Source organism: Bradyrhizobium sp. 160, assembly GCF_023073735.1.
Classification (GTDB): domain Bacteria; phylum Pseudomonadota; class Alphaproteobacteria; order Rhizobiales; family Xanthobacteraceae; genus Bradyrhizobium.
Map to the genome: position 1 here is coordinate 96,198 of NZ_JADPKD010000047.1, position 16,750 is coordinate 112,947.

Annotated in this window: 14 protein-coding genes; 4 read left to right on the top strand and 10 right to left on the bottom strand. The window is 62.8% G+C overall.

Translation table 11 applies throughout. The features are described from left to right. Positions 1–52: 52 nt before the first annotated feature. The 4 genes from IVA98_RS18625 to IVA98_RS18640 all read right to left on the bottom strand — a co-directional run bounded on the left by IVA98_RS18625 (position 53) and on the right by IVA98_RS18640 (position 4,230). A complete protein-coding gene (locus IVA98_RS18625; RefSeq protein WP_247304368.1) occupies positions 53–1,237 on the bottom strand; it encodes a serine hydrolase domain-containing protein in 1,185 nt (394 codons plus the stop codon). Between the two features lie 69 nt (positions 1,238–1,306). Next, positions 1,307–1,999 carry a GNAT family N-acetyltransferase gene (locus IVA98_RS18630; RefSeq protein ID WP_247304370.1) on the bottom strand — a complete coding sequence of 231 codons (693 nt, stop codon included), beginning with the start codon at positions 1,997–1,999 and terminating at the stop codon, positions 1,307–1,309. Positions 2,000–2,003: 4 nt separating this feature from the next. Then, a complete protein-coding gene (locus tag IVA98_RS18635; protein ID WP_247304372.1) occupies positions 2,004–2,351 on the bottom strand; it encodes a Lin0512 family protein in 348 nt (115 codons plus the stop codon). 214 nt (positions 2,352–2,565) lie between these two features. Then, positions 2,566–4,230: an acetolactate synthase large subunit gene (locus IVA98_RS18640; protein ID WP_247304374.1), complete on the bottom strand. Its 1,665-nt coding sequence runs from the start codon at positions 4,228–4,230 to the stop codon at positions 2,566–2,568. Between the two features lie 380 nt (positions 4,231–4,610). On the opposite strand from IVA98_RS18640, the gene IVA98_RS18645 reads away from it, so the two are divergent. Together IVA98_RS18645 and IVA98_RS18650 are read left to right on the top strand one after the other, a co-directional pair. Beyond that, positions 4,611–5,483: a bifunctional helix-turn-helix transcriptional regulator/GNAT family N-acetyltransferase gene (locus tag IVA98_RS18645; RefSeq protein WP_247304376.1), complete on the top strand. Its 873-nt coding sequence runs from the start codon at positions 4,611–4,613 to the stop codon at positions 5,481–5,483. A 57-nt stretch (positions 5,484–5,540) separates the two neighbouring features. After that, positions 5,541–5,927 (top strand): ester cyclase, encoded by a 387-nt coding sequence (locus IVA98_RS18650; RefSeq protein ID WP_247304378.1) that lies wholly within the window; start codon positions 5,541–5,543, stop codon positions 5,925–5,927. Positions 5,928–5,948: 21 nt separating this feature from the next. On the opposite strand, the gene IVA98_RS18655 is transcribed toward IVA98_RS18650, so the two are convergent. Both IVA98_RS18655 and IVA98_RS18660 read right to left on the bottom strand, forming a co-directional pair. Beyond that, positions 5,949–7,166 (bottom strand): MFS transporter, encoded by a 1,218-nt coding sequence (locus IVA98_RS18655; RefSeq protein ID WP_247304380.1) that lies wholly within the window; start codon positions 7,164–7,166, stop codon positions 5,949–5,951. A 270-nt stretch (positions 7,167–7,436) separates the two neighbouring features. After that, positions 7,437–10,595: a DEAD/DEAH box helicase gene (locus IVA98_RS18660; protein WP_346657729.1), complete on the bottom strand. Its 3,159-nt coding sequence runs from the start codon at positions 10,593–10,595 to the stop codon at positions 7,437–7,439. Here IVA98_RS18660 and IVA98_RS18665 point away from each other — a divergent pair. After that, a complete protein-coding gene (locus IVA98_RS18665) occupies positions 10,479–10,760 on the top strand; it encodes a hypothetical protein (protein ID WP_247355321.1) in 282 nt (93 codons plus the stop codon). The two genes, IVA98_RS18660 and IVA98_RS18665, sit on opposite strands and share 117 nt — an antisense overlap. 143 nt (positions 10,761–10,903) lie before the next feature. Further along, entirely contained in the window at positions 10,904–11,404 is a 501-nt protein-coding gene (locus IVA98_RS18670; RefSeq protein ID WP_247304386.1) for a peptide deformylase, read from the top strand. 85 nt (positions 11,405–11,489) lie between these two features. On the opposite strand, the gene IVA98_RS18675 is transcribed toward IVA98_RS18670, so the two are convergent. The 4 genes from IVA98_RS18675 to IVA98_RS18690 form a co-directional block, all read right to left on the bottom strand. After that, positions 11,490–12,743 (bottom strand): serine hydrolase domain-containing protein, encoded by a 1,254-nt coding sequence (locus IVA98_RS18675; protein ID WP_247304388.1) that lies wholly within the window; start codon positions 12,741–12,743, stop codon positions 11,490–11,492. A 261-nt stretch (positions 12,744–13,004) separates the two neighbouring features. After that, positions 13,005–14,045 (bottom strand): hypothetical protein, encoded by a 1,041-nt coding sequence (locus tag IVA98_RS18680; RefSeq protein WP_247355302.1) that lies wholly within the window; start codon positions 14,043–14,045, stop codon positions 13,005–13,007. Positions 14,046–14,052: 7 nt separating this feature from the next. Next, positions 14,053–14,829, bottom strand: a complete 777-nt coding sequence (locus IVA98_RS18685; RefSeq protein ID WP_247355303.1) for a UvrD-helicase domain-containing protein — start codon at positions 14,827–14,829, stop codon at positions 14,053–14,055. 11 nt (positions 14,830–14,840) lie between these two features. Next, the gene (locus IVA98_RS18690; protein ID WP_247332658.1) at positions 14,841–16,637 is read right to left on the bottom strand and encodes an ATP-dependent nuclease; all 1,797 of its coding nucleotides are present in this window, start codon (positions 16,635–16,637) and stop codon (positions 14,841–14,843) included. Between the last annotated feature and the right edge of the window lie 113 nt (positions 16,638–16,750).

The window sequence follows — 16,750 nt, forward strand, 5'->3', positions numbered from 1 at the left end:
AGAGGGCGCGATCCCCAAAAAGGATTCGCAGGGTCGGAAGATTTTTTCGGGATCAGCCTCCGGCCGCCTGATACGCCAGGCGCTTGAACTCGAAGAAGAAGGGATTCCAGAACCCCATGTAACGCTGGGCCATCAGCACGCCGGCGGTGTTGGCGTCAGGGCAGATCCACCAATGGGTGCCTGCAAGGCCGCCCCACTGGAATTCACCGGTCGAGTTCGGGGGATCGAACGGCGTCGGCGCGAAGGTGACGGCGCCACCGAGGCCGAACCCCTTGCCGGGGATGGGCCCGAGATTGGCGAAGCGGATGGTCTGGCCAGCGGGCAACTGGTTCGTCGTCATCTGCCGCAGCGTCTCCGGCTTCAGCAGCGCATCAGAACCGGGCAGCAACGCGCGCACCAGCGCCAGCATGTCGGGCAAGGTCGAGACCAGACCGCCGCCGCCGGACAGCCGCGGCAACGGCCGCCGATAGGCCTGCGGATAAGGCAGATGGTCGGCCCGCGTGAGGCCGGGCTTCATGGGATCGAGCACATCAGCGCCGTTATAGAGTGCAACCAGCCTGCCCTGCTGCGCTTCCGGCACATAGAAGCCGGTATCGGTCATGCCGAGCGGATCGAAGATGCGCGCTTTGAGGAAAGCGTCGAGCTGCTGGCGGGAGACCACCTCGACGACGCGGCCGAGCACGTCGGTCGCCACCGAATATTCCCAGCCGGTGCCGGGATGATAGGACAAGGGCAGATCGGCAAGCCGGTCGATCATGTCGGCGAGCGGCGTCAGCGGATTGAGCACGCGCGCCTCGTTGTAGCCTTTGAACAGCACCGTGCCCGGATCGAAGATGCCGTAGCTGAGCCCGGACGTGTGGGTCAGCAGCTGTCGGATCGTGATCGGGCCCCTCGCCGGCTCGACATCGGCAAGGCTCGCAGCCCCCGGCTTCAACACCGTGCGATGGCCGAGCTGCGGCAGAAATTTCTCGACGGGATCATCGAGCCCGACGCGGCCTTCCTCGACCAGCAGCATGATGGCGCAGGTGACGAAGATCTTTGTGTTGGAGAATGCACGAAAAATGTGGTCGGGCCGAAGCGCGGTGTTGGCCTCGCGGTCGGCAAAGCCGACGCATTGCTGGTCGACGACATCGCGCCCCCGCAGCACCGCCCAGGATGCACCGGGGATGATCTCCTGATCGACGTAGCGCTGCATCGCCGTCCGCGCGGCGGAAAAATCAGGTGTCCTGGCGTCCATGTGTTTCCCCAAATTATGGTTGGGAACGATATAGCGCGAATTCGCCGGATATGAAGCCCGCGGCGCAGCTCATTCCTGCTTCATCAGCGCCGTCACGTGCAGGCGACGGCGAATCCGCATGCCCTGCCGCCGATAGAGCGCGATGGCGGACGCGTTGTTCGAAAATACATGCAGGAAAGGAATTTCGCCGCGCGCCTCGATCTGCCGCGCGACCGCCGCGAGCAGCGCCTGCGCATAGCGTCGGCCGCGATGATCAGGATGCACGCACACGGCCGTGATTTCCGTGAAATTGCCTGGCTTCATCCGCTCGCCGGCCATGGCAACCAGCTCGCCGCCGGCACGGATGCCGAAGAACGTTCCGAGTTCGAGCGTGCGCAGCGCGAATGGGCCCGGCTTGGTCAGCTCTGTCAGCGCCATCATGGCGGGCACGTCGGTGGGTCCCAGCGTGACGATCTCGGCATCGCGGAGCGGGCTGTCGGCGGGCGATCCGATCATCTGCTCGCCGGTCTCGGCGAGCACGACCTTGAAGCCGGCGGGCACGTCGACCGGCTCCGGCGTAAACAGCGCAGCGACTTGCGATCCCGTCATGAGATCACCGAGCGCAGCAAAGCTTGCCGCGGACAGGTCGATCATGTCGGCAAATGGCGTCATGTCCACGGGATAGCGCAGCGCCCGCGGGCCGCCTTCGGCCAGATGCTTCTGACGCGTCGTCAGAGCGCTCCAGATCGGACGATCGAGTAGCGCCATATCGCTGTCGGACACCGGCCTAGTCCTTGTCGAAGCTGACGATCACGGCCGCATTGGCGATGAGGATGGGGTCGTTGGCCACTTCCGTGGCCGAGGGAATCTCCATCCCGCCATTGACTGCATTGACGGTCACCGTGCCGTAAGGCAGCTCCTTGGCGACGGCTTCCTTGTCGACGGCTTCCGGATTGGGCACAGCGATCGTGACGTCGACAAACATGTCGTTCGCGGTCTTCCCGATCATCCGGAAAAAGCCGAGGCTCGAATGCCTGATCGCGTCCGACACCGCACGTTTCGCCGCCTTGGTGGCGTCCCTGCCGTGGACATCGACGCCCATGCCCATCTCGGTGACACAACGAACGCGGGTCATTTCATATTCCTGTGGTTGGTTGGATGATGTTGCCGCAAGTTGTTATCGCATTCGGGCTGGTCGGCATACCCCGTCATTGCGAGGAGAAGCGACGAAGCAATCAGACTGCCTCTGCGGAACGGCTCTGGATTGCTTCGCGGAGCCTGTCATCGGGCCGCGCTTCGCGCGGACCCGTTGGCTCGCAATGACGGGTGTGGCGAAGTGTCGAACACACTTACGCCTTCGATTTTTCATGCGCCCGCAGCTCGTCGACCAGCACCCGCACGTTCTCCGAATAATCGATCGGAATCGAGACGAGGTGCACGCCGCCCTCCTTGAAGGCCGCCTCCAGCGTCGGGCCGAAGCTGTCGATGCTCGCGATGCGATGTCCCTTAGCGCCGTAGGCGTTGGCATAGACGACAAAGTCCGGGTTTCCAAAGGTCATGCCGTAATCGGCGAAATGATCGACCGCCTGCTTCCAGCGGATCATGCCGTAGGCGTTGTCCTCGAGCACCAGCACGACGATATTGAGCTTGAGACGGACGGCAGTCTCCAGCTCCTGGCTGTTCATCATGAAGCCGCCATCGCCGGCGACCGCGAGCACACGGCGGTCCGGATGGAGCATCGCGGCCATCATCGCCGACGGCAGGCCCGCACCCATCGTCGCCAGCGCATTGTCGAGCAGCAGCGTGTTGGCAACGCGGGTGCGGTAGTTGCGCGCGAACCAGATCTTGTACATGCCGTTATCGAGCGCGACGATGCCGTTCTCCGGGATCACCTGGCGGATGTCGTGCACGATCCGCTGCGGTGTCGGCGGCCAGCGCGGCTCGGTGGCGCGATCGGCGATGTGCCTGAGAATCTCTTCGCGCAGCGGCAAAAGCGCCGCCGCCTGCGGCAGCTTGCCTTCGAGCCGATCGGCGAGCAGCTCCAGGCTCGGGCCGACGTCGCCGACGACCTCGGCGTCGGGAAAATAGACCAGCTCCACGCTCGCCGGTGTATAGCTCACGTGAATCACCTTCGGCCCCGCCGGCCCCATGATGAAGGGTGGCTTCTCGATGGGGTCGTGGCCGATCGCGACGATCAGGTCGGCGGCATCGATCGCGTCATGAACGTAGTCGCGTTCGGACAGCGCGGCGGTCCCCATATAGAGGTTGGTGCCGCCGGGCACGGTGCCCTTGCCCATCTGCGTGGTGAAGAAGGGAATGCCGGTCCGCCGCACGAAGCTTGCGATGCCATGCGTCGACCGCGGCCGGCTGGTCGCAGCGCCCATCATCACCAGCGGACGCTTTGCAGCCAGGATCATCTTGGCGGCACGGTCGAGCGCGGCACGATGCGCGACCGGAATTTCGATCGGATGGACAGGGATCACCGGGACGGCGGATACTTCGTCGCCCGCGATATCTTCTGGCAATTCGAGATGAACCGGCCCGGGCCGTTCTTCCATCGCGACGCGAAAGGCGTCGCGCACCACGGTCGGGATGCTGGAGGCGCTGACGATCTGTCGCGACAGCTTCGTCAGCGGCTTCATGGTCGCGACCACGTCGACGATCTGGAAGCGCGCCTGCCGGCTGCTCATGATCGGCTTCTGACCGGTGATCAGGATCATCGGCATCGCACCGAGATGCGCATAGGCCGCGCCGGTGGATAGATTGAGTGCGCCGGGTCCAAGCGTCGACAGACACACGCCGGGCCTGCCGGTCAGCCGCCCATGCGTGGCAGCCATGAAGGCGGCGGCCTGCTCGTGGCGCGTCAGGATCAGCTCGATCCTTGAGGTGCGGAGCGATTCGACGAGATCGAGATTCTCCTCACCGGGGACACCGAAGATGCGGTCGACGCCCTCGTTTTCCAGCGCGGCGACAAACAAGTCCGATCCTTTGACTTTGTGGTCCTGGCCGCTCATGTGGTCTCCGCTTCCTGTACGTCCCACGCTCCGGGAGCGGCCGCATGGTAGCGGCTCACGGCACGGGCACAACTCACAAAGAGGCGCGCGAGAGCTCCAGTCTCGTCATTGCGCGCAGCGAAGCAAGCCGGAGTCTTTCCCGGATCCATTTCTGCACTGCTTCGCTGCGCTCGCACTGAGAGCGTGTGGAGCGACAGCCTCAACCTCTCGCGTGTCCCGGCCGCGGTGTGGCACGCGTGACCGGCGGCTCGCGCGGCATCGCCGCGGCGATCTCCCGTCGGCTGGCGCAACGGAAGCGGTTGCGATCTGCGCCATGCGAGGACCTCTTGACCTGCCCAAAGCGATTGACAGCAGGAGATACCTGACTAAAGTCAGACATCATGCTCGACCCCGTCTCCCGCGTCCGCCGCTTCAACCGCGCCGTCACATCCGCTGTCGGTGCGCTGGATACCTCGTTCCTGGGCCGCGGCCGGCCGCTTGGCGCGGCGCGGGTGCTCAACGCGATCGGCCACGGCCGCTCGGACGTGGCGGAGATCCGCGACTATCTCGGTCTTGATTCCGGGCTGATGAGCCGGCTGCTTCGCAGCCTCGAGGACGAAGGGCTGATCGAGACCAACGCACGCGAGGACGATGCGCGCCGGCGCATGGCAAAGCTCACGCGCGCGGGCCGGCGCGAGTTCGCAGCCTATGAGGCGCTGTCGAACGCGCAGGCGGGCGGCATCCTCGCGCAACACTCGCAAGCCGAGGCGCTGCTGGCAGCGATGGACCTGATCGCCTCCGCGCTGACGCGCGAGCGTGTCAGGCTGGACGAGATGGACCCGCAAAGCGCGGAGGCCCGCTATTGCCTCGGCGAGTATTATGCCGAGCTCGGCCGGCGCTTCAAGCAGGGCTTCGACGTGTCGCGCTCGCGTGATCCCGATGCCAAGGACATGCGCCGGCCGCGCGGCACATTCATCGTTGCGATCTCGGACACGCTGCCGATTGGCTGCGTCGGGCTGAAGGGCACCGATCACGGCTATGCCGAGATCAAGCGGCTGTGGGTTGCGCCCGCCGCGCGTGGATTGCGGCTCGGCCGCCGCCTGATGGATGCGACCGAGGATGCTGCGCGCGAGCTCGGCATCACGCTGCTGCGGCTGGACACCAACAGCGCGCTGCCCGAGGCCGGCCAGCTCTACCGCAGCACCGGCTGGCGCGAGATTCCTCGCTTCAACGACGATCCCTATCCCGATCTGTTCTTTGAAAAGCGGCTGTGACGCCGCGAGGCGAATTCGCCTCCTGCTGCGTTATCGTTGCAGCATGGGAGCTTCACGATGAACAGCGCCGACCTCGCCGACCGCTATCGCAACTACATCGCCTGCCTGAACCGGCAGGACTGGCCGGGCCTCGGCCAGTTCGTGCATGACGATGTCGTCCACAATGGCCGCCCGCTCGGCCTATCTGGCTATCGTGCGATGTTGGAGCAGGACTTTCGCGATATCCCGGATCTGCGTTTCAACATCGCGCTGCTCACCTCAGATCCACCCACCATCGCCTGCCGGCTGGCATTCGACTGCACGCCGGTCGGACAATTCCTGGGGCTCGAGGTGAACGGCAGGCGCGTGTCCTTTTGCGAGCACGTCTTCTACACGTTTCACAATGGAAAGATCCGGCAGGTCTGGTCGGTGATCGACAAGGCGGCGATCGAGGCGCAGCTCTGATGCTGCGCCTCGATCACGAACTTATGCCGGCGCCGCTGCCACCTCGCCTTGCGGCTTTGCGAACGGGCGGAACGTCATTGCCATCAGGAACGCCCCGAGACCCATCGCCCAGGAGGCGATATAGAGCCAGGCATAGCTCGAGAACGCGTCGTAGATCAGGCCGCCGGCGAGCGGACCGGTTGCCATGCCGAGGCTGCCGGCCATCGCCGTGCCGCCGATCACCGTGCCCATCATCTTGAGCGGAAAGTTCTCGCGGATGAGGACGGCGTAGAGCGGCATGGTGCCGGCATAGATGAAGCCGAAGACGGCGCCGACCGCGTAGAACGTCGTGAGCTGATGCGCGAAGACGTAGGCGAGCGCACCGAACGCCTGGAGCAGGAGGCCCGAGACCAGCACGCGCTTGGCGCCAAAGCGGTCGCCGAGCACGCCGAAGGCGATGCGGCCGCCCAGGCCGGCAAAACCTTCGATGCTGTAGATCGTCACTGCCGCGACCAGCGGAATGCCGCAGCTCACGGCATAGCTGACGGTGTGGATGATCGGACCGGAGTGGGTGGCGCAGCAGAAGAAGTTGGTGGCGAGCAGGATCAAAAATTGCGGCGAGCGCAATGCCTCGCCCATCGACATCTCGCCCTGCCCGGCCGCGCCCGTTGGTGCGGCGGCCGCGTGCGCGAGCGCCGGCGGACGGCGCACCAGGAACGAGACCGGGATCATGATGGCGCCGACCACCAGGGCGACAATCTGCATCGAGGTCCGCCAATCATGGCCGGAAACGAGCCAGGCCGCGAACGGCGCCATCGTCATCGGCGCCATGCCCATGCCGGCGGACACCAGCGACACGGCGAGGCTGCGATGGGTCTCGAACCAGCCGGTCACGGTCGCCATCATCGGCGCGAAGATCGCCGCGCAGGCCGCCCCGACCAGAAGGCCGAACACGAACTGGAAAACGATCAGGGAGGTCGCATGGCTCGCGGCGAACAGGCTCAGCGCCAGCACGGTCGATCCCGTCAGCACCACCGGCCGCGGCCCGAATCGATCCGTCAGCGTGCCCCAGGCCATGCTGGTGAAGGCCATGGCCAGAAAGCCGATCGTCATCGCGCTGGAGATGCCGGTCACCGACCAGCCGGTGTCCTTGGCGATCGGCTGCAGGAACACCGGCAGCGAAAACATGCCGCCGATCGCAACGCAGCCGAGCAGGCCGCCGGCGGCGACGATCACCCAGCGATAGGGGGATTGGGTCATTTTGGTCTCCTGTTCAGGTCTGTCTCGCGTGGAAGACGATTGGGAACAGCGCCGACCGACAGTGCCACGTCATTTTTGCCGCACGTTTTTGCAACCTGCCAATAAATTGCGAAAACAACCCCATGCACAGTAGCCGGGTGCTGCAAGATCAATGACTTACGGCAATTGCGACGGCGGTTTGACTCAGTCAGGCAAAACACCGGCACAATGGCCCCCTGCGCCGGTTCGCCAGAGGCCATGCCAACCTGCCTGCCGGAGCGCCGTGCGCGGTCAAGCCTCGAACAGGGCCTTCACGTCGTCCTCGGTGAGCGCCGAAGCAATCTGTCCATCGCGCTCGAATAGACTGCCGGCCAGCGCCCGTTTTCTGGCCTTGAGCTCGTCCATCTTCTCCTCGATGGTGCCGGCGGCCACGAGTCTGTAAACAAACACTGCCTTGTGTTGTCCGATCCGATGGGCACGATCGATCGCCTGTTCCTCGACCGCAGGATTCCACCAGGGATCGAAGATGATCACCGTGTCCGCCGTGGTCAGATTGAGGCCCACCCCACCCGCCTTCAGGCTGATCAGGAAAAGCTCCGCCGAACCGTTCTGGAAGGTTTCGATCGCCGCCTTGCGGTCCTTGGTGTCACCAGTAAGAAGGCTGTATCGCAGGCCATTGGCATCGAGGCGCCGCCGGATCAGATCGAGCATGGAGGTGAACTGAGAGAAGACGATGATCTTCCGGCCCTCGCTCAACAGCTCCGATACCATCTCCATCAGACGTTCGAGTTTGGCCGACGGCCGCTCCACGCCATCCCGCAACTTCAGCAGCGCCGGATCGCAACATGCCTGCCGCATTCTCAGCAAGGCTTCCAGAACGACGATGTGGCTCTTCGCGAAACCACGGGCCGCGATGGCCTCGCGGACCTTGCGCGACATCGACAACCTTATGGAATCATAGAGATCGCGCTGCGGACCTTCGAGCACGATCGTTTCCAATATCTCGCTCTTGGCCGGCAGTTCCGTGGCGACTTCGGCCTTGGTCCGACGCAGCAGGAAGGGCTTAACCCGCTGCGCTAACGCTTCAGTGCGGACCTTGTCACCCCGTTTCTCGATCGGCGAGCGCCATTGGCGCGAGAACGCCGCCTTGTCCCCGAGATAGCCTGGATTTGCGAAACTCATGATCGACCAGAGTTCGCCGAGATGATTTTCCATCGGCGTGCCCGTCAAACAGAAGCGGTGCGCTGCCTTGACATCCCGCAACCAGCGAGTGGTGGCGGCGTCTGGATTCTTGACGGTCTGGGCTTCATCCAGCACGGCGATGTGCCATTCCCGCGCCAGAAGCACCTCCCGGTCTCGCGCGATCAAGGGATACGTGGTCAGCACGAGATCATGCTCGCCAATCGCCGGGAACTTCTCCTTGCGCTCTGGCCCCTGAAGGACGAGGACCTTCACGTCCGGGGCGAACTTCTGCGCTTCGGCTGACCAATTGGTCATCAGGCTCGTCGGCGCGACAACCAGCACAGGATTGGTGAGCCGTCCCCGCTGCTTTTCCAGCGCGATCAACGCCAGGATCTGAATTGTCTTGCCAAGCCCCATGTCATCGGCGAGGACGCCGCCCAAGCCGCTCTCGCGAAGCAGGTCGAGCCAGGCCACACCCTGGGCTTGATAGGGTCGAAGCGTCGCCCGAAAGGTCGGCGGAAGGTCGGGCGCAGTCAGCCCTCGCGTCTGAAGCAGGCCAGCGAGACGACGGAGATTGTCGGCCCCGCGAAAAACAAAATTCTCGTTCTCCAGGCCCAGCAGCGGAACGACGTCGGCCTGCGACAGCCTGATCTTCTTCGACCCATCGGCGAGAGTGCCGTTCATGTGCAGGCTGTGCAGCGCCAGCACCAAAGGCAAAAAGCGATCGGCGGCCAGCGCCAGTTGGCGGCCGTCGGCGAGCGGGAGATAAAACCGGTCGCCCTTTTCTGCGAGTTGCCGCAACCGTTCTGGCCTGAAGTCGGGCGCCGATACCAGCGCGGCGACGTGCGGGGCAAGATCGTGGCGCTCGCCGTCGATGTCGATGCCGAGCGCCAGTTCGAACCAGTCGATACCGCTCGATTCCAGCGCGGCATCGAAGTCGCCGGAGGAGTCCGCGAGCCGAAACGGAAAGTCCTCGTCGACCAGAATCTCGAAGCCTTCGGAGCGCAATCGCTCGGCATGCTGGGCGAGAAAATCGAACCAGCCGCCCTGGTTGCTCAGCGTGAGATCGTTGGCATGACGGAAGTCGAGCGCCGGCAGTGCCGTCCTCGCGTCACGAAGACCAATATCCGCCAGACGCTTGCGCGCTTGCTTCTCCTTACTTTGTCGCCGCGTGATCGAAAACAGCTTGCCGGCCTGAAACAGCTCCACCCGGCTCGCTCGCTGGGTTGGATCAATATCGAAGCCGCCATAGCGGAATCCGAGGGTAGCGACCGCCGCCGGCCCGTGCTCCTGGTTCCCGCCGCGGGAGTAGGAATAGTAGCTCGCGACGTGACCCAGCCGCAGCCGCAGCACCGGATGAGGATCCTCTTCGATTGACACAGCGACGGTCGGCGGCGCAGGCAAGAGGCCGTGGTGAGATTCAGGCAGCTTCTGACTGAGGCGGCGCGAGACCTCCTCCACCTGCGCGCGCGGAATGGCGGGAGCCGAGAGGATTTTGAAGGCCAACCGTGGGGGCAGGCCCGATTGTACCGGCCCGATCAGGCCGGCGGCCTCGTCAACGTACACCGGCGGCTCGGCGTTGAGCGCGACCGCCCCGGGGACAAGGAGATGAGGCGTGAGACCGCTCTTTCCCGTCGATCGCCACTCGATCCGGCCCGAGCGCGCGTCTGCCCACGTCAGCGGGCTCCGCTTGTGGTCAAGCCAAAAGGCCCTGCCAGTCGCGACAATCCGCTTCAGCAGTTCCTCCGAATAGGGTCCCTGCTCGTAATAGCTGCGGGTGCCGGTCGCCACTTGCGTCATGATGTCGATGTCGACATCGCGGAAGTATTTCGGCGCCCGCTCAGCCTTGAACTCGTAGAGGCTGGGGCTGGTATAATTGTCAGCGAAGCCGCCGCCCTTCAGCACACGGACGGACCGCAGGGACAATTCAAGCCGCGGCATCGCGTGGTCCGATGGCTCCAGGCAGTACAGCAGGCACTGATTCTGATCCGCGCCAGCCCCGTCACCCCGCACCGTCCGGCCAACGCTGTCGATCCAGCTGGTGAGCTCGGACGAAAGAACCGGAGGCGCCATGGGTGCGTTGCTGGCAGCCTGCGTGCCCGCTGCCGGGACCTCCCTCCCACTCAGCACCTCCAGCAGCGTTGCAGCGACATGCTTGCAATTGTACTCCATCGGACAACTGCAATCGCCATCGAGGTCGACAAGTTCGTCACCGCTGAACACCAAGACGATATCGACCTCATACCTGTTTGCTCCGCTGCCGCGCACCTGCGCGCTGACATGTTTCAGGTCATCGCTGACCTTGAGGTTCGAGACACGGCCCTGCGCCTGATAGGAAACCGCCTTCTCCATCGCCGATCGGCTGAAGTAACTGTAGATCGACTTGCGCTTGAGAACGTCCGAGAGCACTTGCAGAAATTCCGTGGTCTTTGAGCTTTCAGGATAGCCCCTCCGCCCCGATCGTTGTAGCCGACTCCTCCCGCTTGCGAACAGGAACCTGACGCCTCGGGCCCTGACCGATCGAGGCGGCGCAACAACGGAGTGCTTCAACCATGCATGAATGGTAAGAACCCGGCATGACCATCCGTTCCATCGTCCGCTACCCCGACCGCCGGCTCGCGATGCCTGCACGAGCCGTCAGCGCATTCGACGACGGCTTGCGCAAACTGGCGGCGGACCTGTTGGAGACGATGCGGGCGGCACCCGGGATCGGCATCACCGCGCCGCATGTCGGTGTGCCCTTGCGGCTCGTCGTGCTCGAGCTCGACGCCAGGGACGGTCCCCTCACCTACGTCAATCCGGTCGTTGAATGGGCCTCACCCGAGATGATCCTGCACCGCGAGGGCAGCGTCTCGATGCCTGGGGTCAACGACGAGGTGCAACGCCACGCGCGGGTGCGGATCAGCTATCAGGATCTCGACGGCAACATGCATAGCGAAGAATCGGACGGCCTGCGGGCCGTCTGCCACCAGCATGAGATCGACCAGCTCGACGGCGTGTTCTGGATCCAGCGGCTGTCGCGGCTGAAGCGGGAGCGGCTGGTGAAAAAGTACGAGAAGACGTTGCGGGGTCCGTGATGCATTCACTCCCGCTTGTGTAGGGCCACTGCGGTCAAGCCGCGGCATGACAGCGCGTGCGGGGCGCGAGCGTGCGACGCGCGGCCTACCCGACCGCCATCAGCTCCTTCGCCAGCGCCATGTAGGCCGGCAGTGTCACGGGATCGTTGGCGGCGTTGCCCGCCATGGGATGCGAGGCATAGCGGGCGATCACCATCTCGGCTTTGGGATCGATGTAGATGCCCTGGCCGTGGACGCCGCGCGCCATATAGGCGCCGTGGGCATTGTGGCTGACCCACCATTGATTGCGGTAGGACGCGCCCGGCAGCGTGGTGTAGCCGGCCGGCTTGAATTTGTGGGGATCGCCGCCGCGCGCGATGTCCTCGACCACAGACGAAGGCACGATCTGGCGGCCGTTGAAGCGGCCGTGATTGCGCATGGTCTCACCGAAGCGGGCGAGATCGCGCAGTGTCGTGGAGAGACCGCCACCGCCGCTCTCGGTGCCGATGCGGTCAACGTGATAATGCGCGTCCTCCTCTGCACCCATCGGCTGCCAGATGCGCTCGGAGAGAAGATCGGACAGGGTCATGCCGCTGACGCGGCGGCAAATCCAGGCCAGCACGTCGGTGTTGACGGTCTTGTAGGCAAAGGCCTTGCCGTGCTCGCCCTGCTTCTTCTGCGCGATGAGGAAATCGAAGATCGTGGTCGCGCCGTCATAGCCCGGCGGGATCGGGGCCATGCCGTTCGCACGTCGCAATCCCCACACATCCGAATTCTTGTCGGTGTAGACTTCGGTGTATGCGAGCCCCGTGGTCATATCCATGACCTCGTGCACGCGCGCGTCCCCAAACGCGCTCGCCTTCAGCTCCGGCACATAATCCGTGACGGGCGCCTGCGGATCGATCCTGCCCTCGGCGACCAGCATGCCTGCGAGCACCCCGGTGAACGACTTCGTCACCGACATCGCGAGATGCGGCTTGTGCGGCTTCAAGGCGCCGAAATAGCGCTCATAGATCAGCTTGCCCCGATGCAGCACCGCGATGCCGTCGGTGTAGGTCTCCTCCAGCATTTTTGCGAACGTCATCGGGCGACCGTCCATCGTGGTCGAGGCGACCGCGCCGATGTCATGCTCCTCCCGCGGCAGCACCGACGCCGGCCCCGCCCCGCGCCAGACGTTCACCGTCGGCACCAACTGGCGGATGTTGCTCCAGGCCCAGCGCAGTTCGGGGAAGCTGCGGAACGAGCCGTCCTGGAAGGTGATGATGCGGTCGGCTGACGGCGGGAAGCCGCGCATCCAGCCTAACTGTTCGGGATCGGTCTCCGTGGCGGCGGCGAGAGATTGAGGGGCGACGATAGACATGAACGTAAGCTCCGGGGCTGGCAACGCCGGAATCGTATCATGAGCACGCTAGACGTACACCCAACGCCAGCGCTGGGGTGGTCGGCGGCGGAAGCTGGGCGCCCATTCGTAGAATAAATAGAGCGATCGATATCCGACTCCCGAACCAAAACACACTCCAGGTCACAACGACGGGGCAACGCCGATCATGCGATCGAGCATTTATGGGCCGATGCCTATTTGCGGAAAATTCAATGCCGTGCGAACGGAGCGATCAACTCGCTACGGAGTTGGCTTCAACAAGACGCAAACATCGTCACTTGGCGTCATGATTGTCGTCCGCACTTTCGCTCGGGTGATGCTGACACGGAAGTTTTGACGCGCTTGCGTCATCGATCCATCGTGAAAATTGCCGGACACAATTCGATCAGGATTAGCTACGATCTCGCGTTTCACCCGCTTTGGCCAGCCTTCGAAAATGATGACCTCGTCGAACTGTTTCCCCTTCGCCTTGTGCATGTTCATCACGACGACACCCGCTTCCGGCTTGTGTGCTGTCGCGAAATGCTCATGAACGAAGGCTTGGCGGGTGATCTCAAGGGCATTCCGATATCCGCCCCCATCGCGCCAGTCCTGCGCTAATCCCTGGCGAAGCAGGGTCCCTCGCTCAAGAAGTCGGACATTGCGCACCTCCCTCGCGACATGGTTCAATCGCGGGCAAGCTCCGGCGCCCAGCACAGCCCGCATTGCCACCCAATCTGCGTCGGGGTCCCCCGTGAGCGCCAGAGCCGCTGAAGCTTGGTGAGCGGCAAACGTGCCTTTTAATACACTGTTGCCCGGCATCGGGCGGCCTTTTGCAACGCACTCATTCCATTTCGCCAACGCCGCTCGAAATCGCTTAGCCTCATCCATGTCGCCCTTAGTGGGCGTCGCACCGCCGCGGCCGTGAAAATAGCTGCAAAGTAGCTCGACAAGTTTGTCAAAGCATCCGGCATGGCCGCGCTGCTGCAACAAGAAGGCGACAATCTCAGCGGCGAGGATCGGCCCCTCCATATCGACAGCTGCCGTGTGCGCAATAGGCGGGACGTTTCCGAACGGTTCGCGCAGCACGTCAGATACGAGGCGAGTCATCCTTTTGGTCGGCACGAGTACCGCAAGCGACCAGTCCCGTCGACCCGCTTCAATCAAACGCTTGCGGGCTTGCAGGACCTGTCCAACGAGTGACGTGTAGGCTTGATTGGGGTTGGATTCGAAGGGCGCGTAGGCGATTCCTTTGTATTCGTTCTGACGGAATTTTCCGGTCAGAATGTCGTTGCCAAACAATGTGATATCAGTGCCTTTGCTTTCTATGATTGTCCGCGGCGAGATCGTGGACTGATGGTGCGAAAGCGGCTGTGAAGTGGTTAAGCCTCTCCGGATCAGCCCCGATGAAATCGAAGATTCGCTGCTCTGGGTCGGCTAGAGCTATCAGCGTGCTACTCACGCCTAAGGCCTGTACCGCTCGCCATTGGTCGGCGCTCGTGTCCTGAAATTCATCGAGAATGATGTAGGGGTACATCGTCGAGATAAGCGACCGGATCTTGTTAGAGCCGTGAAGCAAGATTGCCACGCGGTCTGCGAACAGCTCGAAGCAAACCTTTCCCTCTTCGGTTGCGAGTCGAGCCCGCTCTGCGTCCTCACGTGCGCGCTTCTGCGCTTTCTCCTCATTCGACAGTTTCGAAGCCGCTTTATAGCCACTCCGTACGGCGGACAGAGCGATTGCCTCGTTTGATGGCGTTAGGATCGTTATCCGCCGCGGAAAGCCGATCAGGTAACCGTGGGCTTTCAGAATGCGCCAGAAGAACGAATGATAGGTATCGACCTCGATCCTCCGTCGCTCCTCACGTGCGATCGCAGCCTCCTCGTCGATCGCCTCCAGCACGCGCGAAACGGTCGCGCGGGCGAAACTGAGGAAAAGGATGCGCTGGCCGGGCTTCAGCGCCTCACATGCAATTTTCGCGGCCTTGAGAATCGAGACGGTTGTTTTTCCAGAGCCGGGCCCACCGGTCACGAGGTGATGCCCGACGGTCCGAATGACTTTCTTTTGAGCCTCGGTCAGCTCGACCATGACACATCCACCTAGCTGAGAGGGTCGACAGCGTCTTCTTCGTCACCTTCGCCAGCCGGCGGTGGCGGTACATCGCAGAGCGCTTTCAGGGTGATGCAAGCCTCACGCAACCACTGCGGGATCTCGGCCTCGCAGCACTGCGCTAGGAATTCTGCGATCCCCCAGTTTCCTTTCGACCAGCTGAAATAGTCCTTGAGCGCCACTACCACCTGTATCTTTGGGTTCGGGTATTTAGTCTGCAGGTGGGGCGGCCAATCCAGCAAGTCCGCAAACCGTTCGAGCGCAGCCTGGGTCGTATTCTTGAGGATCAGATCCTCGATGCCCTTCTCCTCATGCATGAACAGCCGCTCAACCTGGGCTTCGATAGTCGCCTTGGCCGGACCGGTTTGCTTGTCGCATAGGGCGAAGGTTCGCTTTCCCAAGCTTTTATACAGAGCGCCGAGATCGGCGATTTGGGTTTCAGTCCCTGCGTCGATGACGCACACGCCCAGGGCCTCCAAAGACGCGTATATCGTCGGGTTCAACTCCGACAAGCGGCGCGCGGCGACTGGGAAAGACGTCGCCTCCGTTGCGCCCTCGGCGATCAGGACGCGACGTGAGAGCAGCCCCTCGCAAAACCGAGTCCGAAACTCCTGGCGATAACGCTTATGCTTGACGCTTTCCGGCAGCTCGATCTTTGCCTGGGCCAGTTTGCCATTGCCCGTTCGCGAAAGGGTGACGGTCTCATCGAGGCTGAACTCCTCGAGGATGTACGGCGAGTGCGATGTAAAGAGCGACTGAGCCGAAAGCTTGCGTAATTCGTGGACAATTCGCTTTTGCGCATATGGCGGGATCGCCGTTTCGGCTTCTTCCATGGCAAAAATGACGTTCTGCTTATCCTCGGCGATCTGCGACAGCATCGCGAGTACCAGCATATTGATTGTCCCCGTTCCCTGCCGGAAGAAGGGCGCCGCATGGTCGCCCGTGCCGGTGGCTATGAACGCAGTAACCACCTTTCGGAGATGCTCACGTGTCAGGTTTGACACTTTAAGGTGCGGCTTCACTCCCCACTCGCGCGGCACGTAATTCTTCAGCGACTTGTCGATGCTTTCGAGCACGCCCGAGATGCCAAGGACAGGATCGCTCGCAACGTCGAAACCGGCAAGCGTTCCGATCGTCCCTTCCCACATCTGAGGCCGGATCTCCTTGAGCCGCAGGATAATGTCCAGCAGGCTGCCGTGTTCGAGACTGAGCGCGCGAGATCCGGTCCTCAACGATCGCAAGAAGAGAAAGCCGCAGTGCTGCTTATCCTTCTTAGAAAAGGAGGTCGGGGTCTCGTCCTCCGACAGGCTGCGTGTGAAGTAGGTATTGCCGACGAAGTCGTCTTCGTCAGGGTCATATTCGCCGATGAATGTGACCCGGAGCGCCGCCTTGATCTCAGCAACATCGACACCCGCTAGACTAGCCTCCTGATAGAACTCGCCGGTGCTTGTATTCAGCCACTCGACGGCGGCGCCGAAGCGCGCCTCCTGTTCTGACGACAAGTTGGTGATCGTGACCTCGACCTTGATCTTCGGGGCCGGGACAAGCTCCGCCCCTTCGGGGGCCCTGGGGTTCGCGAGAGGAAGATAGTTGCCCTCATAGAAATCGTGCTCATCAACGGGCGGCCGTCGACTGAGCCGGTCAGGCCCCAATGCGAGATCGATCGCCTCAAGTACCGACGATTTGCCGGTGTTATTGTCGCCGATCAGGACGGCATGATCAGGCAGCACGAGCTTTGCGGAGCGAATGCCTCGAAAATTTTCTATCTCAACGGAAAATATCTTCACGACTCCCCCCAGAGCCACGCGGCCTTATTGAGCCTGCGTTATCTCATAAGTTGAGTCGGCACAAAACACTCGTCTTAAACGGCGGACGTGCTTCGAAGCCGATCGCGCCGCAA